The following is a 20,432-nucleotide window of genomic DNA, read 5'->3' as shown; positions in this document are numbered from 1 at the left end:
TTGCTACCCTGTCGCCGTGGATAGCAAACAGAAAACCGGATCGCTCCTGACGGGAGCGGGAAGGCGCGTCGCCGATGCGCGCGCCGGGATTCGTACCTCATGACCATGCTGCGCCGGTTCTTCTTCGTCGTCCTGTCGGTATTCTTTTTGCTGCTCATGCTGGCGGCATCGGCGCCGCTGCGCGCGGCCGCGCCCGAGCCGACCCTGCGCTTCGAGCACCTGTCGGTGCAGCAGGGCCTGGCCCAGGAATCGGTCCTGTCGATCGTCCAGGACCGCGATGGCTTCATGTGGTTCGGCACCCAGTCCGGCCTGTCGCGCTATGACGGCAACCGCTTCGTGCACTACCGCAGCGAGGTCGGCAACCCGCGCAGCCTGTCCAGCAACTGGGTGCGGGTGCTGCACCTGGACCGCCACGGCCGCATGTGGCTGGGCACCGACGGCGGCCTGAATCGCTACGATCCGGCCACCCGCAGCTTTACCCTGTACGCGCCGCACGAGCCGACCCGGCGCGGCACCGGCAACCGCCAGATCAAGGCCATGATCGGCGACGGCCAGGACGGGCTGTGGATCGGCACCGCCGACGGCCTGCAGCACTTCGATCTCGACACCGGCAAGTTCACGGTCTGGCACCACGTGCCGAACGATGCGCGCACCCTGCGCGACGACGGCATCCAGGCGCTGGCGCTCGACGCCGACAAGCGGCTGTGGATCGGCACCGCGGCGGGCCTGGACAGCCTGGCCCCCGACCGCCGGACGGTCGAACACCATCCCTCGACGCTGGACGTACCGCATGATCCGAATTCCCGGCCGGTGCACGCGCTGCTGGTCGACGCCGGCCAGCGGCTCTGGATCGGCCGCTACGGCGGGCTGGAGCGGCGCGACCTGCGCGGTCCGGAGGCGGGGAAGCTGCGCCGCTTCGGGCCCGCCGACGGCATCGGAGAATCGTGGATCACCACGCTGTACCAGGATCCCGATGCCACGGTCTGGGCCGGCACCCACGACGACGGCCTGCTGCGCTGGCGCGCCGGGGCCGAGCGCTTCGACGCCTTCCGCAACGTCGTGACCGACCGCCACAGCCTGGTCGACAACTACGTCTCGGCCCTGTACCGCGACCGGGTCGGCACCTTCTGGGCCGGCACCTGGTATGGCGGCGTCTCGCGCGTGGACCTGGGCAGCGGCGGCTTCGCGCGCCTCAATGCGCGGCCCGGCGTGGCCGACTCGTTGGCCGACAACAAGGTGCGCGCGCTGCTGGAAGACGGGCAGCGGCTGTGGGTCGGCTCGGCCACCGCCTTGCACCACTTCGATCCGCGTACCGGCAAGGCCGAGGTATTCCGGCACCGCAAGGACGACCCCAACAGCCTGATCGACGCGCCGGCGGCGGCCATCGTGCGCGACGGCGCCGGCCTGCTGTGGATCGGCAGCCGCTCCGGCATCACCTCCTTCGATCCGGCCACGCGCCGCTTCCAGCGCCAGGTGCTGCCGGGCGACGCCGACGCCAACAACGTGCGCTCGATGCTGCTCGACCGCGCCGGCGCCATCTGGATCACGACCCGCGGCGGCATGCACCGGCTCGACCCGGTCACGCGCGCCGTCACAAGCTACCGCCACGATCCATCGAAGTTCACCAGCCTGTCGGACGACATCGCGCGGCCGATGCTCGAAGACCGGCACGGCCGCTTCTGGGTCGGCACCTTCGCCGGCCTCGACCTGCTCGACCGCGCCAGCGGCAGGTTCCGCCACTTCAGGCACGACCCCTACGACCCCAACAGCATCAGCCACGACGAGGTGCACCACCTGATGGAAGACAGCCGCGGCGACATCTGGATCGGCACCGCGGTAGGCCTGAACCGGATGGTGACGGGACGCGACGGCGCGCTCAGCTTCACCCGCTACACCACGCAAGACGGCCTGGTCGACGATTCGGTGGCGGCGATCGTGGAAGACCAGGATGGCCGCATCTGGGCCAGCACCTCGAGCGGCATCTCGAGCTTCGACCCGGCCAGCGGGCGCTGGCGCAGCTACACGGCGGCCGACGGCATCACCGAGGGCGCCTTCTTCGACGCCTCGGTGCTGCGCACCGCCGATGGGACCCTGTATTTCGGCGGCTTCAACGGCATCACCGCCTTCGACCCGCGCGCGATCCGCGACAACCGCATCGCGCCGCGCCCGGTGATCACCGGCCTGCAGATCTACAACCGGCCCGTCGAGCAGGCCTACCCCGGCCTGTTGCCGGGACCGATCGAGAACGCCAGCGCCGTGACCCTGCCGGCCGACGCCGCCGTGCTGACCCTCGAATTCGCCGCGCTGCACTTCGCCGCGCCCGAGCGCAACAAGTTCGCCTACCGGCTCGACGGCTTCGACAAGGGCTGGGTAAGCGCCGGCGCCGACCAGCGCTTCGCCACCTATACCAACCTCGATCCCGGCACCTATGTGTTCCGGGTGCGCGCGGCCAACAAGGACGACGTCTGGAGCGAGGACGTGGCCGCGTTGGCCCTGACCATCGATCCGCCGCCGTGGGGCACGCCGTGGGCCCGGATCGGCATGATCCTGGCGGTGTGCAGCGCCATCTACGTGGGCCTGCGCGTGCGCCTGTCGAGCCTGCGCCGCCACAAGGAGCGGCTGGAGCACCAGGTGAGCGCGCGCACCGAGCAGGTGGAGCAGCAGAACCGCATGCTCGAGCAGCAGACGCAGGAATTGCGCGAGCAGGAGCGGCGCGGGCGCCACCAGAGCAACGAACTGGCGCGCGCCTACCGCGCGCTGCAGGAGAACGAGGAAGTCCTGCGCCAGGCCAAGGAGCGCGCCGAGGACGCGACGCGCCAGAAGTCCGAGTTCCTGGCCAATATGAGCCACGAGATGCGCACCCCGCTGGCCGGCGTGATCGGCATGCTGGGCTTCGCGCTGCGCGACGCGGCGCTCAGGGACAACACGCGCGAGCAGATCCTGCGCGGCCAGGCCAATGCCGAGGCGCTGCTGGCGATCATCAACGACCTGCTCGATTTCTCGAAGATCGAGGCCGGCAAGCTGACCGTCGAGCGCATCGACTTCGACCTGCACGAGAAGATGCGCAACGTGGCCAGCCTGTTCCAGGAGCAGGCCGCGGGCCACAGCCTGGATTTCTCGGTCCAGGTCGACGACGACGTGCCGCGCTTTTTGGTGGGCGACCCGACCCGCGTGCGCCAGGTGCTGGTGAACCTGATCGGGAACGCCTTCAAGTTCACCCGGTCGGGCAGCGTGACGGTGCAGGTGGAGTGCCGGCCGGACGACCAGGACCGCCCGCCGGGCATGCACATGATCCGCTTCACGGTGCGCGACACCGGCATCGGCATCCCGGCCGATGCGCTGCCGCGCCTGTTCCAGAAGTTCGAGCAGGCCGACACCACCACCACGCGCCGCTACGGCGGCACCGGCCTGGGTCTGGCGATCTGCCGCCAGCTGGTGGAGCTGATGGGGGGCACGATCGGCGTCAACAGCCAGGAAGGCAAGGGCAGCGTGTTCAGCGTGCTGCTGCCGCTGCCGGACGGCGTCGAGCCGGCCCGCGTGGAACTCGCGCCGCGCGCGCCGCACAGCCATCGCCTGCGGATACTGTGCGCCGAGGACTTCCCCACCAACCAGATCATCGCGCGCCTGATGGTCGAGGAGATGGGCCACGAGATCGACATCGTCGACAATGGCCTGGAGGCGGTGACTGCCTGCGCCCGCCGGCGCTACGACCTGGTGCTGATGGATGGCCGCATGCCCGAGATGGACGGCGCCAGCGCCACCCGCCTGATCCGCACCGGCGGCCCGCAGGACGCGCCGGTGATCGATCCGCATGTGATGATCGTGGCGCTCACCGCCAACGCCACCGACGAGGACCGCACGCGCTACCTGGCCTGCGGCATGGACGCCTTCCTGACCAAGCCAATCGACGAGGCGGCGCTGCACGCCCAGCTGGCGCGCGCGATCGAGCGCCAGCTGCAGCGCGGCGTGGCGCTCGACCCGATGCCGGCGCAGGGCGCGCTCGACAGCCGTGCGCAGGCGATGGCGGCGCTGGACGCGATGTTCGAGGTGACCTTCGACGAACCGGCGGCCGCGCGCAAGGTAGAAGCGGCGGCGCCTGCGGGACAGGCAACGTCTGCACATGGCGAGGCGCTGGCGGTGCGCCTGCGCGCCGCCTTCTGCGCCGACCTGCCGCGCCGCCGCCGCGAGCTGGCGGCCGCGGTCGCGGCGGACGACCTGGACGCGGCCGGGCGCATCCTGCACGGCCTGCGCGGCAGCGCCGGCCACCTGGCGGAGCCAGGCCTGGAGATGCTGTGCGGCGAACTGGAAGCGGCGGCCGATGCCGGCGACCATGCGCGCCTGCGCGCCGGCCTGCCGCAGCTGCATGCGCTGCTCGATGCCTTCGCGCCGCGTTGATACCTATAATGCATGTCTTGACCGATCAGGCGGAGAGCGAATGAAGGTGCTGGTAGTGGACGACGACATCGTGGCGCGCATGATGCTGATGCATCTGGTCGACAGCTGCGGCAACCATGCGATCCTGGAAGCGGAAGACGGCGCCGACGCCTGGCGCCAGCTGGAGGCCGGCCTGCGGCCCGACATCGTGTTCTGCGACCTGCGCATGCCGCACCTGTCCGGCCTCGAGCTGCTGCAGCGGCTGCGCGCGGATGCCGCGACGGCCGCGCTGCCCTTCGTGCTGGTCTCGGCCGCGTCCGACGGCGCGACGCTCGACGAAGCGGCGGCCCTGGGCGCCAGCGGCTACATCGTCAAGCCGTTCCGCCAGGAAGACGTGCGCGGCCAGTTCGAACGCCTGTTTCCTGCAAAGGGCGAAGAAGTACCCCCTGACGAAGCGCCGCACGAGGTCGCGCGCCGGCTCGGCATCGATGGGGCGCGCCTGCGCCTGTATCTCGACGGACTGGCGCGCCAGTTGCAGGCGGCCATGCACGAGCCGCCACCCGGCGACGAGGGCATGGGGGCGCGCCTGAACCGCCTGCGCGAAGGATGCAAGACGCTGGGCCTGTACGGCGCCGCCGCGGCGCTGGCGAAAGCGGCCGCAGCCCCGCAGTCAGCACCGCAGGAAGTGGCGCTGGCGCTGGCCAGCGCCAGCGCCGCGGTGGCGCGCCAGGCCGAGCGCGCGGCGCGTGGCTGAGCGGGTAGGTGCATACCTTGCGAGCGGGCGCAAGCCGGCCTCACGAATCCGCTTGCCGATGGATTGCTTTAGATTTAAAGTATTCCTGGATTGTTGCTTGAGCGCTTATTCTCGTCGCCTTGTTTCACGCAGCCGGGACTCTTCATGAACGACGCCACCTTCGCAACCCTGTCCCCGTCCGGCCACACGGATGGCTTTGCCCGCGCCAGCCTGCCGCCGCCGCACGCTTGGCCCGAATTCCGCTTCGACCTGCCCGAACTGCATTACCCGCAGCGCCTGAACTGCGTCGCCGAACTGCTCGACGGCGCCGTCAGGCGCGGCTGGGGCGGGCGCACGGCGCTGATCGGCGCGCGCGAGCGGTTGAGTTATGCCGAGCTCCTGGCGCGGGTCGACCGCATCGCCCACGTGCTGCGCCACGACCTGGGCCTGGCCACCGGCAACCGGGTGCTGGTGCGCGGCGCCAACTGCCCGACGATGGCAGCCTGCATCCTGGGCGTGATCAAGGCCGGCTGCATCGCGGTGCCGACCATGCCGCTGCTGCGCGCGCGCGAACTGGGCGCCATCGCCGACAAGGCGCGCATCAACGCGGTGCTGTGCGCGGGCGGCCTGGTGGGCGAGGTCGAGGCGCTGGGCCTGGCTGTGCCGGTGCTGGTATTCGACGCCCCGGTCGCCGATTGTCTCGAACAACGCATGGCGCGCCACGACGCGCCGTTCGCGGCGGCCGACACGGCGGCCGACGACGTCTGCCTGATCAGCTTCACCTCCGGCACCACCGGCGTGCCGAAAGGGACCATGCACTTCCAGCGCGACGTGCTGGCGATCTGCGACTGCTTCCCGCGCCACGTCCTGCACGCGCAGGCCGACGACGTCTTCATCGGCACGCCGCCGCTGGCCTTCACCTTCGGCCTGGGCGGGCTGCTGCTGTTCCCGCTGCGGGTGGGGGCGGCCGGGGTGCTGATCGAGAAGCTCACGCCCGAAGCCCTGCTGGGCGCGATCGCGGAACACCGCGCCACGGTGTGCTTCACGGCGCCTACCTTCTACCGGCAGATGGCGGCCCAGGCAGGACGGTTCAGGCTCGATAGCCTGCGCGCCAGCGTGTCGGCCGGCGAGGCGCTGCCGGTGGCGACGCGCGAGGCCTGGCAGGCGGCGACCGGGCTGGTCATGATCGACGGCATCGGCGCGACCGAGCTGCTGCACATCTTCATCTCGAGCGCGGGCGGCGACGTCCGGCCAGGCGCCACCGGCAAGCCGGTACCGGGCTACCAGGCCTGCATCCTCGATGCTCAGGGCCGGCGCGTGGGGCCGGGCGTGATCGGCCGGCTGGCGGTGAAGGGGCCAACCGGCTGCCGCTACCTGGCCGACGAGCGCCAGCACGACTATGTCCAGGATGGCTGGAACCTGACTGGCGACGCCTACGAGATGGACGACGACGGCTATTTCTATTACCGCTCGCGCACCGACGACATGATCATCTCGGCCGGCTACAACATCGCCGGCGCCGAGGTGGAAGAAGCGCTGCTGCACCATCCGGCGGTGGCCGAATGCGCGGTGGTGGGACGCAGTGATCCCGAACGCGGGCAGGTGGTCGAGGCCCACGTCGTGTTGCGTAGCAGCCACGTGGGCACCGAGGAATTGGCACACGAGCTGCAGGAATTCGTGAAGGGCCAGATCGCTCCGTATAAATACCCGCGCGCAATTCTATTCAAGGAACAACTGCCGCGCACCGAAACCGGTAAACTGCAGCGGTTTAAATTACGCACTGAAGCGGTTTGAGGAGTTGCATGGATGACGACAGGCGCAAAGAGGTTGCCGACGATGGTACGGCCGACCTGGACCTGGAAAGCCGCCTGACGGACGAACATCACCAGTCGCTGCGGCTGTGGCTGCGCATGCTGTCGTGCACGACGCGGATCGAGAACGAGATCCGCAGCCGCCTGCGCACCACCTTCGGGATCACCTTGCCGCGCTTTGATTTGATGGCGCAGCTGGAGCGCCATCCGGACGGCCTGCGCATGGGCGAGCTGTCCCGGCGCATGATGGTCACCGGTGGCAATATCACCGGGATTACCGACCAGCTGGAGCGCGAGGAGCTGGTGATGCGGGTGCAGGATGCGAAGGACAGGCGGGCGTCGGCGGTCAAGCTGACGGAGGCGGGACGAAAGGCCTTTGCCGAGATGGCGGCGGTGCATGAGCGCTGGATCGAGGAGATGCTGGCGGATATGCCGGGAGAGGACAAGGCTCAGATGATTGCCTTGTTGTCGACCATGAAGCGCAAGCTGCGGGTGGAGGACAGCGACTAGCGCTCTTGCATTACGGAACTGACAGGCCGTCCCGGCGCTGGTACAATTCGCGTCGCGTGTCGCCATCGTACAATGGATAGTACAAGCCCCTCCTAAGGGTTAGATGCAGGTTCGATTCCTGCTGGCGATACCATCCTTCCTTCCAGCAGTTTCCCCAGAATATGTGAGAATTGACGTCGGGCGCGCGTCCAGTCGGTACAATGTGCGCCTTATTCAATCAACTCATGCTTTTGCCCGGCAGCGGGCCGCATACCGATCATGGCAGTCATCTCCCTATCTTCCGCACAACTGGCCTTCGGCCATGTCCCGCTGCTCGACCACGCAGACTTTTCGCTGGAATCCGGCGAACGCGTCGGTCTCATCGGCCGTAACGGCACCGGCAAATCCTCGCTACTGAAGATCATCTCGGGCCGCTCGAAACTCGACGACGGCCTCCTGGTCATGCAACAGGGCGTGAGCATCGCCTATGTGGAACAGGAACCGGTATTCGACCCGCAGATGACCGTGTTCGACGTGGTCGCGCTCGGCATGGGCGACCAGCAGGCGATGCTGACCGAATATGAAGAACTCACCGGCAAATTTGGCCAGGGCGACGACGATGCGCTGATGGAGCGCATGCACGTGCTGCAGACCAAACTGGACGCCACCGACGGCTGGAACCTGGCGAACAAGGTCGAGACCACGCTGGGTCGCCTGAACCTGTCCGGCGACGCGAAGATGGGCACCCTGTCCGGCGGTATGCAAAAGCGCGTGGCGCTGGCTGTGGCCCTGGTGTCGGCGCCGGACGTGCTGCTGCTCGATGAACCGACCAACCACCTGGACTTTACCTCGATCAAGTGGCTGGAGAGCTTGCTGCGCGAATTCCGCGGCTCGATCCTGTTCATCACCCACGACCGTAGCTTCCTGGACAACGTCGCCACCCGTATCATCGAACTCGACCGCGGCAAGCTGCTCTCGTTCCCGGGCAATTTCACGACGTACCAGGAACGCAAGCGCGAGCTGCTGGCCAACGAGGAAGTCGAGAACGCCAAGTTCGATAAATTCCTGGCGCAAGAAGAAGTGTGGATCCGCAAGGGCGTGCAGGCACGCCGCACCCGCGACGAAGGCCGCGTGCGGCGCCTGGAAGCGCTGCGCCTGCAGCGCTCCGCGCGCCGCGACCAGCAGGGCCAGATCAAGCTCGACGTCGCCACCGGCGAACGCTCGGGCAAGATCGTCGCCGACCTGGAAGGCGTGTCGAAGCGCTACGGCGACAAGGTCATCGTCGACGGGTTTACCGGCACCCTCATGCGCGGCGACAAGGTCGGCCTGATCGGGCCGAACGGCGCCGGCAAGACGACCCTGCTCAAGATCATCCTGGGTGAGGAATCGGCCGACAGCGGCAGCGTGCGTCTGGGCACCAAGCTGAACGTCGCCTATTTCGACCAGATGCGCACCCAGCTCAACGAAGAGGCGAGCCTGGCCGACACCATCGCGCCCGGCAGCGACTGGGTCGAGATCAATGGCCAGCGCAAGCACGTGATGACCTACCTGAACGACTTCCTGTTCTCGCCGGAGCGCGCGCGTTCGCCGGTCAAGTCGCTCTCGGGCGGCGAGCGCAACCGTCTGCTGCTGGCTCGTCTGTTCGCCAAGCCGGCCAACTGCCTGGTGCTCGATGAACCGACCAACGACCTCGACATCGACACCCTCGAACTGCTGGAGGAATTGCTGGAGGAATACACCGGCACCGTCTTCCTCGTCAGCCACGACCGTACCTTCCTGGACAATGTCGTGACCCAGGTCATCGTGGCCGAGGGAGGCGGCAAGTGGCGCGAATTCGTCGGCGGCTATACTGACTGGGAGCGCGTCAAGGCAGCGGCCCCGGCGTTCCAGGCGCCGGCGCCGGGCGTGGCCAAGGCCAGCGCCGCCAAGGTGGAAGAAGCGCCGGCCCCGGGCGCGGCCAAGAAGGTCAAGCTCAGCTACAAGGAACAGCGCGAGCTCGAAGAATTGCCGCAGCTGATCGCTTCGCTCGAAGACGAACAGTCCGCGATCACCCAGCAATTGAACGCGCCGGACTTCTACAAGACGAATCCGGCTGACGCCAAGCGCATCAATGCGCGCTTTGCCGAAATCGAAGACCTGCTGCTCGACGCGCTCGACCGTTGGGAACGTATCGAGGCGCGCGCCAGGGGCGAGTAAGCGGGGCTCAAGAACGAAGGGACGGCATCGATGAGCGAACACGACGATTCACATGCCGCCCCTCCACCGGCTGCGCTCGCGGCCGGCGAGCCCTTCCTCAACCGCGCCGCCTGGGTGCGGATCCTGCCTTTCGGCACCTATATTTTCTTCATCGTCCTTGGCGACGTGCTCGAGCGCTTCGGATACAGCCGCGCCGAGCTGCGCTGGCTGTATCCGGTCCAGGTCGGCGCCGTGCTGGCGCTCCTGGCCGCCTTCTGGCGCGCTTATGACGAGCTGCACCGCTTCGCGCTGTCGCCCAGGCAGGTGCTGGTCGCCAGCGCCGCCGGCATCGTGGTGCTGGTCTTGTGGGTCAATCTCGATGCTCCCTGGATGACGATCGGCAGCGCGCCCGGCTACGACCCGCGCACGCATGGCCAGATCGACTGGCTGCTGGTGGCGATCCGCATCGCCGGCGCCGCCCTGATCGTCCCCGTGATGGAAGAACTGTTCTGGCGCTCTTTCTTGATGCGATGGGTCGAGCAGTCCGATTTCATGTCGCTTGATCCCGCGCGTATCGGCTTCAGGGCTTTCGTGATTCCATGCCTGTTGTTCGGATTCGAACACCATCTTTGGCTGGCGGGCATCATGGCCGGCGTCGCCTATGGAATGTTGTATATGCGGCACCGCAAGCTGTGGTCGCCGATACTGGCTCACGCTATCACCAATGGATTGCTGGGAGTCTGGGTGGTGCATACCGGAGGCTGGCAGTTCTGGTAATTCCTTCGGCGCAGCATCTACCGGGAAGCTTAGGACATGCCTTTCAACCCTGCATCGCATCGGCTTCGAACCGTGGCGGCCCTGGCGACGGTGTTATGTTCTTTCCCCGCAGTGTCCGCGCCGAACGACGGGCGGCAAGAAGACGGCTTGCGGCTGCTTGGCGGCATCGGCTGGGCCTATGACGACAATATTCTGCGTGTCGCCGACGACGAGCAGCCGTTCGACGGCCAACGCAGCGATTCCTATCGCACGCTCGATGCCGGCATCGTGCTCGACAAGACCATCAGCCGCCAGCGCATCGCCGCCACTGCCAAGGTGTCGAAGGTCAAGTTCGACCATTTCGACCAGCTCGACTACGACGGCCGCGACCTGCAGGCGAGCTGGTTCTGGCAGGCCGGCAAGGGGTATGAGGGCCGTGTCGAAGCGCTGTACATCAAGACGCTGGCGCCATACACCGACTTCGACAGCGATGAGCGCAATCTGCGCGAACAGCGGCGCCAGTTGCTCGATGCCGGCTGGAAGCTGCATCCGAGCTGGAAGCTGCGCGTCGGCGCCGCGCGCGACAAGTACACCTACGCGCTGGAGGCCCAGCGCTACAACGACCGCACCGAAAAGACCTATGAGGCCGAGCTCCAGTACCGGCCGAAAAGCGGCAGCACGGTGGGCCTGGTCGCGCGCCGTGTGAAGGGCACGTATCCCTACCGGCGACCCTACAACAGCAGTGTGCTTACCGACGATTTCACCCAGGACGAGCTCAAGGCGCGAGTCGACTGGCTCGCCAGCGGATCGACGACGCTGCAGGCCCTGGTCGGCTATGCGCGGCGCGACCAGCCTTCGTACGGCGAAGGGCGCACCAGCGGCGTCAATGGCCGTGTCACCTGGCTGTACAAGCCGCAAGGCAAGATCAGCTACGGCGCCTCGCTGTGGCGCGAGTTCGCGCCGATCGAAAGCGTGCGCGTCAGCACGACCCTGAACAAGGGGGCGAGCCTGCAAGCCACCTGGCTGGCGACCGACCGCGTCCGGGTGGACGCCCGCGCGTCCTACGAAAAGCGCGACTACATGGCGCGCGAAGAATTTGCGGGCCTGGATGACCTGAACGACGCGATCCGCAGCGCCAGCCTGCGGGCGCTGTGGCAGGTCCGGCCCAAGGTGCAAGTGACTGCCGGCTATGCCTACGAGTCGCGCTCGGGGTCGCAGGCACTCGGCACCGGCAAGTTCGACGCCAATATGGTGCAGCTCAGTGCCAATGTGCTGTTCTGATCACGGATGTGGCGGCGCATGACGGTCAACGACATTCCCATCATTTCGTTCTTCCAGCGCGTGCTCGATCCGCTGATCGTGATGGGCAGCCTGTACCTGGCGACATTGGCCTTTGGCGAGCCGTTCTCCGGCTATTGCCTGGTGCTGATGATCCTGGCCTTCTTCATTTCTTCGGCCGTCTACCAGCAAATCGATCCCTACCGTACCTGGCGCAGCGGCCGCATGCTGGCCTATGCGCGCGACACGGTGTTCGGCTGGTGCCTGACGCTGGCCGTGCTGTACTTCGTCGGTTCGGCCAGCGGCATGAAATACTATTACGACGAGCGGGTGTTGCTGGCCTGGGCGGTGGCGACGCCGCTGACGATCCTGGCCAGCCATATCGCGGTGCGCTTCGCCACCGGGGGCCGCAAGCACCACGCGCGTGAACTGCGCTCGATCGTGGTGGTCGGCGCCAACGAGGCCGGCATCAAGTTCGCCGGTGTGTGCGAGCGCCATCCGAACCTGTTCATGCAGGTGCAGGGCTACTTCGACGACCGTGCCGATGGGCGCCAGCCGCCCGGCCTGCGCCATCCGATGCTGGGCAGGATGGCCGAGGTTGCTGCTTATGTGCGGCGCAAGAACATCAAGATGATCTTCATCAGCCAGCCGGTCTCGGCCCAGCCGCGCATCCGCCAGCTGGTCGACGAACTGAAGGACACCACCGCCTCGGTCTATTTCTTGCCCGACGTCTATGTGTTCGACCTGATGCAGGCGCGTTTCGATACCGTGGGCGGCATGCCGGTGATCGCGATCAGCGAGACGCCCTTCATGGGCTTTAACAGTGTGCTCAAGCGCGGCACCGACGTCGCGGTCAGCGCGCTGGCGCTGCTGCTGCTGGCGCCGCTGATGCTGCTGATCGCCCTTGCCGTCAAGCTCGGTTCACCCGGCCCGGTGCTGTTCAAGCAGCGCCGCTACGGGCTGTATGGCGAAGAGATCTATATCTATAAATTCCGCTCGATGACGGTGTTGGACGACGGGCCGACCATCGTCCAGGCCAGGGCCGACGATCGCCGCATCACGCGCATCGGCCACTTCCTGCGCCGCACGTCGCTTGACGAATTGCCGCAGTTTATCAATGCGCTGCAAGGACGCATGAGCGTGGTCGGGCCGCGTCCGCATGCGGTCGCGCACAACGAGGAATACCGCAAGCTCATCAAGGGTTACATGCTGCGCCACAAGGTCAAGCCGGGCATCACCGGCTGGGCCCAGGTGAACGGCTTGCGCGGCGAGACGGCCACCCTCGACAAGATGGAAGCGCGCATCCGCTACGACCTCGATTACCTGCGCAACTGGTCGCTGTGGCTCGATTTGTGGATCATCCTCAAGACCGTCAAGGTCGTCCTCACGCGCGAGAACGCGCACTGAATCTGTCCGTTCGCCGCGCGCGAAAAATGAACCGTCGGGCTTCGCGGGCATCGAATGGCAGGGTGGCAGGTATTCCAGCCGCGCCTTCAAGCCAATCAATTTTGTCTTAGAAACGGATGAGCGCTAATCGACGCGCTCTTTGATCTGGACGATTGCCGACACGCTTGCGCGGCCATCCGGGCTGGGTAGAATCGTTAACTGGAATGCAAGAGCAATGGCCGATTTCTTCGCTGCAATAGGGGCATCGGCATTGATCACGGGAGGCACTGTGCACGACAAGCCACGCATCTACGTTGCCGGCCACCGCGGCCTGGTCGGCTCGGCCATCGTGCGCACCCTGCGCGCCGCAGACCAGGCCGAGATCGTCACCCGCGGCCACGATGAGCTCGAGCTCACCGACCAGGTGCGGGTACGCGAATTCTTCCGCAGCGAAAGCATCGACCAGGTCTACCTGGCCGCGGCCAGGGTCGGCGGCATCCACGCCAACAACAGCTATCCGGCCGAGTTCATCTACGACAACCTGATGGTGCAGGCGAATGTCGTGCACGAGGCCTGGCGCGCGGGCGTGCGCAAGCTGCTGTTCCTGGGCTCGTCCTGCATCTATCCGCGCCTGGCGGCGCAGCCGATCCGCGAAGAATACCTGATGAACGGCATGCTCGAGCCGACCAATGAACCCTATGCCATGGCAAAAATTGCAGGCATCAAGCTGTGCGAAAGCTATAACCGCCAGTACGGCACCGACTATCGCAGTGTGATGCCTACCAATCTGTACGGTCCCGGCGACAACTACCACCCTGAGAACAGCCACGTCATTCCCGCCCTGCTGCGCCGCTTCCATGAGGCAAAGACGAGCGCCGCCCCCGAGGTCGTGATCTGGGGCAGCGGCAAGCCGATGCGCGAATTCCTCTACGTCGACGACATGGCGGCCGCCAGCGTCCACGTGATGGAACTGGCGCCCGGGGCGTATGCGGCCGCTACCGACCCCATGCATTCGCACATCAACGTCGGCACCGGCCAGGACGTGACTATCGCCGAGCTGGCGCGCCTGGTGGGCCAGACCGTGGGCTACGGGGGCGATATCGTCTTCGACGCCAGCAAGCCCGACGGCACGCCGCGCAAGCTGCTCGACGTTTCCAAGCTGGCGGCGCTGGGCTGGCGCGCCAGTACGCCGCTGGCCGAAGGCTTGCAGCGCGCCTATCTCGCCTATCTCGATCAGCTCTCCTGCGAAGCCGGGCTGGACGCCCGATGTGAAATGCACAACAGAACAGATGGCGCAAGCGGTCCAGAATGGCAGATTTCAACCCGGACCGCGCATGCCTGAGGGGCAATGCCGTCCACGCCGGAGAACACCATGCAGAGCTCGTACCGGAACGCCACAGAATTGCCACCTCCATTCGCATCGCGCTCGAGCCCAATGCGGGCCGTGTGTGCGGCCCTGGTCCTGGCCAGCGTCGCACTGGCGGGTTGCAACCGGGACAAGCCGGTGCCCGAGACCAAGCCTGGCCAGGCCCTGGCCAGCGTGAATGGCGAAGAGATCACGGTATTGCAGCTCAATGAAGAATTGCAGCGTGCCGGCGTCCCGGCTGCCCAGCAGCAAACCGCCAGCAAGCAGTTGCTGCAAGCGCTGATCGACCGCGAACTGCTCGAAACCGAAGCGGCCAAGGAAAAGATCGACCGCGATCCCAAGGTGATGCAGGCGATCGAGCGCGCGCGCTCGCTGATCGTCGCCCAGGCCTATATGCAAAAGCGCGTCGGCGATGTCGGCCGTCCGACCGAGGCCGAGATCGAGGACTATTTCAACAAGCATCCCCAGTTCTTCGCCAACCGCCGCCAGTTCGCCATGAACCAGCTCGTGTTTCCGGCGGCCAGCGTGACGCCCGAGCTGCGCGCCGCCGCCGACAAGGCCCGCTCGCTCGAGGACGTGGCGGCCTATCTCGACACCAGGAAGGTCGCCTATGGCCGCGCCCAGGTCACGCGCAGTACCGCCGACCTCAAGCCCGAGCTGGCCGCGAAGCTGCTGTCGATGCCGAAGGGCCAGCTGTTCATGGTGCAGGAAGGGCAGCGCGCGCTCCTGACCTCGATCGACGAAGTGCGCGACGCGCCGGTGTCGCTGGCGATCGCCGCGCCGCAGATCGCGCAATACCTGGCCAGCCGCAAGAACAAGGAACTGGCCCAGGCCGAGATCCAGCGCCTGCGCGCCACCGCCAGGATCGACTACCTGAACAAGGACCTGGCGCCCGACGCCGCCACGCCCGGCGCGCTCCCGGCCGCGGCGCCGGCCTCGCTGGCGGGTGCCGGACTGGAAACGGGATCGACCGCGGGCGACGGCAATGGCGACAACGGCATCGGCCCGGTGGCCGACACCGTGGACCAAGATGCGCGCGCCGACAAGGCGGCGCTCGATCGCGGGGTGGCCGGCCTCAAGTAGCGCATCTTCAAGGATTTTCCAACGACATGCCTGGAGACTGACGATGAAACGCTGGATCAAGTGGATGACGGGGGCCGCCTTCGTGCTGGGCATGGGCGTGGCCGGTGCGGCCGAGGTGTTGCTGGGCGCCGGCGACGTGGTCAAGCTGTCCGTGTACGGCAGCCCCGACCTGTCAATCGAGACCCGTGTCAGCGAGAGCGGCCACATCACGTTCCCGCTGCTGGGCCAGGTGGAGGTCGGCGGCCTGTCGGTGGCCGCGGCCGAGAAGAAGATCGCCGGCCAGCTCGAGAAGGGCGGCTACATCAAGCGGGCCCAGGTGAACATGCTGGTGACCACGCTGGCCAGCCAGCAGGTGTCGGTGCTGGGCCAGGTGAACCGGCCGGGCCGCTATCCTGTCGAAGGCAGGCGCAAGGTGCTCGACATGCTGGCGCTGGCCGGCGGCATCCATGGCGATGGCGGCGACATGATCAGCCTGGTGCGCACGCGCGACGGCGAGACGACGCGCGAGACCATCGATGTGGTCGACATGGTGCGCAAGGGCGAGCTCGACAGGGACTACGAGGTCGCCGGCGGCGACATCATCTTCGTGGAGCGGGCGCCGCGCGCCTACGTCACCGGCGAGGTCAGCCGTCCGGGGCCGTTCCGCCTGGAGCGCGGCATGACGGTCCAGCAGGCGATTTCAGCTGGTGGTGGCCTGAGCCCGCGCGGCAGCGACAACGGCATCAAGGTCACGCGCCGCGACCCTAGCGGCAAGCCGGTCACGCTGGACGCCCAGGCCGGCGATGCAGTCCAGGTCGACGACGTGATCGTGGTGCGCGAGAGCTGGTTTTAACGGCGCGTAAGGCAAGCGCCGGTCCCGCATGCAAAGGTGAGCCATGAGCGTGCATCAATTTCTGCTGATCTTGCTGGCCCGTAAGAAGATCGTGCTGGGAACGCTCCTGGTCACGGTGCTGCTCGCCCTCGGCTGGAGCCTGGTGCAACAAAAGACCTACGAAGCCACGGCATCGGTGCTGCTCAACTACAAGGGCGTCGATCCGCTCACCGGCCTGACCATGCCGGGGCAATTGATGCCGGGGTATATGGCAACGCAGATGGACATCATCGGCAGCAAGAACGTGGCGCTGCGCGTCGTCGACACGCTGCGGCTGGCGTCCAGCCCGGCCGTCGTTCAGCAATTCCAGCAAGCGAACGAGGGAAAGGGGACGGTGCGCGACTGGCTGGCCGACCTGCTGCTCCAGAAGCTCGAGATCATGCCCTCGCGCGAATCGAGCGTGGTCGAGATCAGCTTCAGCGGCGCCGACCCCGTGTTCGCGGCTGCGGTCGCGAACGCCTTCGCCGAGGAGTACCGGCGGGCCGGCGTGCAGCTCAAGACCGAGCCGGCCAAGAACGCCTCGCTGTACTTCAACGAGCAGACCAGGCAGTTGCGCGACAACCTCGAGGCGGCCCAGGCCCGCCTGTCAAAGTACCAGCAAGAAAAAGGCATCGTCAGCCTCGACAACAACCGGGTCGATGTCGAGCTGTCGCGGCTAAACGACCTGGCCGCCCAGCTGGTCGTGGCCCAGGCCGCGGCCATGGAAGCGGGCTCGCGCGAAACGGCGGCCGGGACGGGCGGCGCGGCCGTCGATTCGCCTGACGTCGCCAACAATGCGCTGATCCAGAACCTGCGCATGAACCTGGCCAGCGCCGAGGCCAGGCTGGCCGAGGCCGGTGCGCGTTTCGGGCGCAACCATCCGCAGTTCCAGGCTGCGGCTGCCGAAGCCGGCAAACTGCGTGCCGAGCTCGGTAGTGCGCTGGGCACCGTCACCCGCAGCGTCGGCGCCAACGCCGAGGTCTACCGCCAGCGCGAAGCCCAGCTGCGCAGCGAGCTGGCGGCGCAGAAGGAACGCGTGCTGGAGCTGAACCGCACCCGCGACGAGCTCGGTCCCTTGCTGAAAGACCTCGAAGGCGCGCAGCGCGCCTTCGATGCGGCCAGCCAGCGCTATTCGCAGACGCGGATCGAGGCCCTGTCCGAGCAATCGGACGTCTCCGTGCTCAACCCGGCCGTGGCTCCCACGACCCCGAGCGGCCCGCGCATCCTGCTCAATACGCTGGCTGCGATCGTGCTCGGCACCGTCCTGGGCGTCGGTCTGGCGCTGCTGCTCGAACTGCTGGCGCGGCCGGTACGGTCCAGCAGCGACCTGCACGATATGCTGGGCATTCCGGTGCTCGGCACCATCGCCTGGCGGGCGCCGCCCGCGAGGGCGGGCCGCATCCGCAGGCTGATGGCCCCAGGCGGGCAGCCGCGCCTGAGTTGAACTGACTTGAACTGAACTGAGCTGAGCTGCGCCGAGGACTCGCCATGAACTCATCCGTGCTATCCGCCCTGCACAGCGACCCTGGCCGCGACGCCAGCATGGGAGCGTTGCTGGTCGATGCGGGCAAGCTCAGCGTCGATGACGCCGAGCGCGTGCTGCGCACCCATCAAGACCTGGGCATCCGCTTCGGTGAAGCGGCGCTGCGCCTCGGCCTGGTGAGCGAGGACGACATACAGCAGGCCTTGGCGCGGCAGTTCGCCTATCCCTATGTGCAGAAAGGGCAGGCCAGGCTCTCGCCCAGGCTGGTCGCCGCCTACGAACCGTTCTCGCCCCAGGTCGAAGCCCTGCGCGCGATCCGCAGCCAGCTGGTGCTGCGCTGGTTCGCGCGCGGTCGGCGCGCGCTGGCGATCGCTGGCGCCAACCAGGACGATGGCGCCAGCCTGTTTGCGGCCAATCTGGCGCTGGTGTTTTCCCAGCTCGGCGAGCAGACCCTGCTGGTGGACGCCAACCTGCGCGCGCCGCGCCAGCATGAACTGTTCGGGCTCAGGCCGCGCCAGGGCCTGTCCGACCTGCTGGCGGGGCGGGCCGACCTGGACGCCATATTGCGCGTGCCGTCCTTTGCCGACCTGTCGGTGTTGCCGGCCGGGACCTTGCCGCCGAATCCGCAAGAACTGCTGGCGCGGCCCGCTTTCCGTACGCTGTCGGCGCAACTGGAAAGCCGTCACGACGTCGTGTTGGTCGACTTGCCGCCCTTTACCGCCGGCGCCGATGCCCTGGCGGTGGCGGGCCGTACCGGCGGCGTGCTGCTGGTGGCCTGCAAGCACCGCACCCGCATCGCCGACGTGGCGCGCATGGCCGGGCAGATGGCCGATGCGGGCGCCGAAGTGGTCGGTTCGGTGGTGATGGAGTTCTAGCATGGCGACCGGGCGCGAGATGGACTTGCAACACGGCCTGCGCCAGGCCTTGCCCGAATGGTGGCCGGTCATGCTGGGCCTGGCCCTGTTGTTCGGACCGACCTTCCACGACCTGTTCACCGGCGCCTGGATCGGCGAAGAGCAGGGCCATGGACCGATCATCTTCTTACTGTCCCTGTGGCTGGTCTGGCGCAAGTGGCCCGAGGTGATGGCTGCGAGCACGCCAGCGCGGCCGCACCCGACCGGCTGGGCGGTGCTGGTTTTCGGCCTGGGCATCCACCTGCTGGGCCGTTCGCAAAACATATTGATGTTCGAGGTCGCCTCGATCCTGGCGGTGCTGGCGGCAACCGTCCTGCTCAAGCTGGGCGCGCGCGCCCAGCGCCTGCTGTGGTTTCCGTTCTTCTTCATGCTGTTCATGGTGCCCCTGCCGAGCGAGCTGGTGGCGGCGCTGACGATGCCGATGAAGATGGCGGTCTCCTGGGCCACCGAACACCTGCTGTTCGCGGCCGGCTATCCGATCTCGCGTTCCGGCGTGGTGCTGCAGATCGGCCAGTACCAGCTGCTGGTGGCCGATGCCTGCGCCGGCCTGCAGACCCTCCTGACGCTCGAGGCGCTGGGCCTGTTCTACCTGAACCTGATGCGCCATCCTTCAGCCTTTCGCAATATGGCGCTGGCGATCCTGATCGTGCCGGTCTCGTTCGCGGCGAACGTGATCCGGGTGATCGCGCTGACCCTGGTCACCTATTATTTCGGCGACGCGGCCGGGCAGGGCTTCCTGCACGGCTTTGCCGGCATGGTGCTGTTCGTGACGGCGCTCCTGATGATCCTGGCGCTCGACTCGGCTCTGCAATGGTTCATCAAGCGCCGGGAGCAGCAGCGCAATTCCGGCGGCGGCCGGCCGGGTTCGCCGGGCCCGCCGCACTCGCCGGGCCCGCCGAATACCATGCGCGGGGCGGTCCGATGAACCCGGCGCGCCGCCGCCTGGCCGTCAGCATCGTGCTGGGCCTGGCCATGGCCGCTACGTCGGCCCTGACCGGCGCCCTGACGCCGGCGCCGCGCGCGCCGCTTCCGCACGAGCGCTTCAGCCTGGAGCAGATGATTCCGCAACGCTTCGGCGCCTGGTCGGTCGACCCGAGCGTCGTGCCCCTGCAGCCCGACCCGGAGCAGCAGGGTGTGCTGGCGAAGATCTACGACCAGACCCTGTCGCGCACCTATATCGACGCCCACGGCCAGCGGGTGATGCTGTCGATCGCCTATGGCGGCGACCAGAGCAGGGCATTGCAGTTGCACCTGCCCGAGGTCTGCTACGTCGCCCAGGGCTTCGAGCTGGTCGAGGATAGCGAAGACCTGCTGCCCATCCGCCATGGCCGCCTGCCGGTCAAGCGCCTGGTGGCGCGCCTGAGCGAGCGTAACGAGCCGATCACCTATTGGATCACCATCGGCGACAAGGCGACCAAGGCCGGCATCCAGCAAAAACTGCGCCGCCTGGCCTACGGCCTGTCGGGCGAGATTCCGGACGGCATGCTGGTGCGGGTATCGACCATCGGCTCCGACGAGCACGCCGCCTGGCGGGTGCAGGACCGCTTCGTGGTCGACCTGCTCGCGGCGCTGCCGCCACGAGACCGCGCCCACCTGATCGGCGCCGACACCGCGCCCGCCACCGCAGCCACGGCAGCCACGGCAGCCACGCCGGCCACAGCGGCCACGTCCGCCACAGCGGCCACGGCGCTCCGCACCGCCGACAGCGCGCACCACTGACCCGGCGACAGCGCG

At 67.4% G+C, this 20,432-nt stretch carries 15 protein-coding genes and 1 tRNA gene; all 16 read left to right on the top strand.

What is annotated here, in order from left to right; translation table 11 throughout:
- Nucleotides 1–99: 99 nt before the first annotated feature.
- The 16 genes from FVD38_RS27065 (at nucleotide 100) to epsI (ending at nucleotide 20,417) form a co-directional block, all read left to right on the top strand.
- Nucleotides 100–4,395, top strand: a complete 4,296-nt coding sequence (locus FVD38_RS27065; RefSeq protein ID WP_267874123.1) for a hybrid sensor histidine kinase/response regulator — start codon at nucleotides 100–102, stop codon at nucleotides 4,393–4,395.
- A 40-nt stretch (nucleotides 4,396–4,435) separates the two neighbouring features.
- Complete coding sequence (locus FVD38_RS10510) at nucleotides 4,436–5,128, top strand: response regulator (RefSeq protein WP_147934769.1); 693 nt, start codon at nucleotides 4,436–4,438, stop codon at nucleotides 5,126–5,128.
- A gap of 144 nt (nucleotides 5,129–5,272) precedes the next feature.
- Nucleotides 5,273–6,901: an AMP-binding protein gene (locus FVD38_RS10505; protein ID WP_147934768.1), complete on the top strand. Its 1,629-nt coding sequence runs from the start codon at nucleotides 5,273–5,275 to the stop codon at nucleotides 6,899–6,901.
- Between the two features lie 8 nt (nucleotides 6,902–6,909).
- Nucleotides 6,910–7,428, top strand: coding sequence for a MarR family winged helix-turn-helix transcriptional regulator (locus FVD38_RS10500; RefSeq protein WP_147934767.1), 519 nt, complete (start codon nucleotides 6,910–6,912; stop codon nucleotides 7,426–7,428).
- Nucleotides 7,429–7,486: 58 nt separating this feature from the next.
- Nucleotides 7,487–7,561: transfer RNA gene (locus FVD38_RS10495), tRNA-Arg, on the top strand.
- A 125-nt stretch (nucleotides 7,562–7,686) separates the two neighbouring features.
- A complete protein-coding gene (locus tag FVD38_RS10490; protein WP_147934766.1) occupies nucleotides 7,687–9,603 on the top strand; it encodes an ATP-binding cassette domain-containing protein in 1,917 nt (638 codons plus the stop codon).
- A 30-nt stretch (nucleotides 9,604–9,633) separates the two neighbouring features.
- The gene (locus FVD38_RS10485) at nucleotides 9,634–10,359 is read left to right on the top strand and encodes a CAAX prenyl protease-related protein (protein ID WP_147934765.1); all 726 of its coding nucleotides are present in this window, start codon (nucleotides 9,634–9,636) and stop codon (nucleotides 10,357–10,359) included.
- 36 nt (nucleotides 10,360–10,395) lie between these two features.
- Entirely contained in the window at nucleotides 10,396–11,619 is a 1,224-nt protein-coding gene (gene epsL / locus FVD38_RS10480) for an XrtB/PEP-CTERM-associated polysaccharide biosynthesis outer membrane protein EpsL (RefSeq protein ID WP_147934764.1), read from the top strand.
- A gap of 18 nt (nucleotides 11,620–11,637) precedes the next feature.
- A complete protein-coding gene (locus tag FVD38_RS10475; protein ID WP_147934763.1) occupies nucleotides 11,638–13,023 on the top strand; it encodes an undecaprenyl-phosphate glucose phosphotransferase in 1,386 nt (461 codons plus the stop codon).
- A gap of 268 nt (nucleotides 13,024–13,291) precedes the next feature.
- Nucleotides 13,292–14,344, top strand: a complete 1,053-nt coding sequence (gene fcl / locus FVD38_RS10470) for a GDP-L-fucose synthase (protein WP_147934762.1) — start codon at nucleotides 13,292–13,294, stop codon at nucleotides 14,342–14,344.
- A 93-nt stretch (nucleotides 14,345–14,437) separates the two neighbouring features.
- A complete protein-coding gene (locus FVD38_RS10465) occupies nucleotides 14,438–15,451 on the top strand; it encodes an EpsD family peptidyl-prolyl cis-trans isomerase (protein WP_229493572.1) in 1,014 nt (337 codons plus the stop codon).
- Nucleotides 15,452–15,494: 43 nt separating this feature from the next.
- Nucleotides 15,495–16,283, top strand: coding sequence for a polysaccharide export protein EpsE (gene epsE, locus FVD38_RS10460; protein WP_147934761.1), 789 nt, complete (start codon nucleotides 15,495–15,497; stop codon nucleotides 16,281–16,283).
- Between the two features lie 43 nt (nucleotides 16,284–16,326).
- A complete protein-coding gene (epsF, locus tag FVD38_RS10455; protein WP_147934760.1) occupies nucleotides 16,327–17,745 on the top strand; it encodes a chain length determinant protein EpsF in 1,419 nt (472 codons plus the stop codon).
- 44 nt (nucleotides 17,746–17,789) lie between these two features.
- On the top strand, nucleotides 17,790–18,659 hold the full coding sequence (epsG, locus tag FVD38_RS10450) for a chain length determinant protein tyrosine kinase EpsG (RefSeq protein WP_147934759.1): 870 nt from the start codon (nucleotides 17,790–17,792) through the stop codon (nucleotides 18,657–18,659).
- A gap of 1 nt (nucleotide 18,660) precedes the next feature.
- Nucleotides 18,661–19,623 (top strand): exosortase B, encoded by a 963-nt coding sequence (gene xrtB, locus FVD38_RS10445; RefSeq protein WP_147934758.1) that lies wholly within the window; start codon nucleotides 18,661–18,663, stop codon nucleotides 19,621–19,623.
- Nucleotides 19,620–20,417, top strand: a complete 798-nt coding sequence (epsI, locus tag FVD38_RS10440) for an exosortase-associated protein EpsI, B-type (RefSeq protein ID WP_229493570.1) — start codon at nucleotides 19,620–19,622, stop codon at nucleotides 20,415–20,417. Before xrtB ends, epsI begins: the two co-directional genes overlap by 4 nt.
- Nucleotides 20,418–20,432 lie beyond the last annotated feature (15 nt).

This window comes from Massilia arenae (assembly GCF_008014745.1).
Lineage (GTDB): Bacteria > Pseudomonadota > Gammaproteobacteria > Burkholderiales > Burkholderiaceae_D > Telluria > Telluria arenae.
The sequence above is the reverse complement of the archived record's forward strand: the minus strand, read 5'-3'. Positions and strand labels throughout refer to the sequence as shown.

Excerpts from the sequence above, each read along its gene's own strand:
- FVD38_RS10490 (WP_147934766.1), top strand. The coding sequence starts at position 7,687 with ATGGCAGTCATCTCCCTATCTTCCGCACAACTGGCCTTCGGCCATGTC.
- FVD38_RS10465 (WP_229493572.1), top strand. The coding sequence starts at position 14,438 with ATGCGGGCCGTGTGTGCGGCCCTGGTCCTGGCCAGCGTCGCACTGGCG.
- epsL (WP_147934764.1), top strand. The coding sequence starts at position 10,396 with ATGCCTTTCAACCCTGCATCGCATCGGCTTCGAACCGTGGCGGCCCTG.
- FVD38_RS27065 (WP_267874123.1), top strand. The coding sequence starts at position 100 with ATGACCATGCTGCGCCGGTTCTTCTTCGTCGTCCTGTCGGTATTCTTT.
- epsI (WP_229493570.1), top strand. The coding sequence starts at position 19,620 with ATGAACCCGGCGCGCCGCCGCCTGGCCGTCAGCATCGTGCTGGGCCTG.
- FVD38_RS10510 (WP_147934769.1), top strand. The coding sequence starts at position 4,436 with ATGAAGGTGCTGGTAGTGGACGACGACATCGTGGCGCGCATGATGCTG.
- epsF (WP_147934760.1), top strand. The coding sequence starts at position 16,327 with ATGAGCGTGCATCAATTTCTGCTGATCTTGCTGGCCCGTAAGAAGATC.
- FVD38_RS10505 (WP_147934768.1), top strand. The coding sequence starts at position 5,273 with ATGAACGACGCCACCTTCGCAACCCTGTCCCCGTCCGGCCACACGGAT.
- FVD38_RS10485 (WP_147934765.1), top strand. The coding sequence starts at position 9,634 with ATGAGCGAACACGACGATTCACATGCCGCCCCTCCACCGGCTGCGCTC.
- epsG (WP_147934759.1), top strand. The coding sequence starts at position 17,790 with ATGAACTCATCCGTGCTATCCGCCCTGCACAGCGACCCTGGCCGCGAC.
- FVD38_RS10500 (WP_147934767.1), top strand. The coding sequence starts at position 6,910 with ATGGATGACGACAGGCGCAAAGAGGTTGCCGACGATGGTACGGCCGAC.
- xrtB (WP_147934758.1), top strand. The coding sequence starts at position 18,661 with ATGGCGACCGGGCGCGAGATGGACTTGCAACACGGCCTGCGCCAGGCC.
- FVD38_RS10475 (WP_147934763.1), top strand. The coding sequence starts at position 11,638 with ATGACGGTCAACGACATTCCCATCATTTCGTTCTTCCAGCGCGTGCTC.
- epsE (WP_147934761.1), top strand. The coding sequence starts at position 15,495 with ATGAAACGCTGGATCAAGTGGATGACGGGGGCCGCCTTCGTGCTGGGC.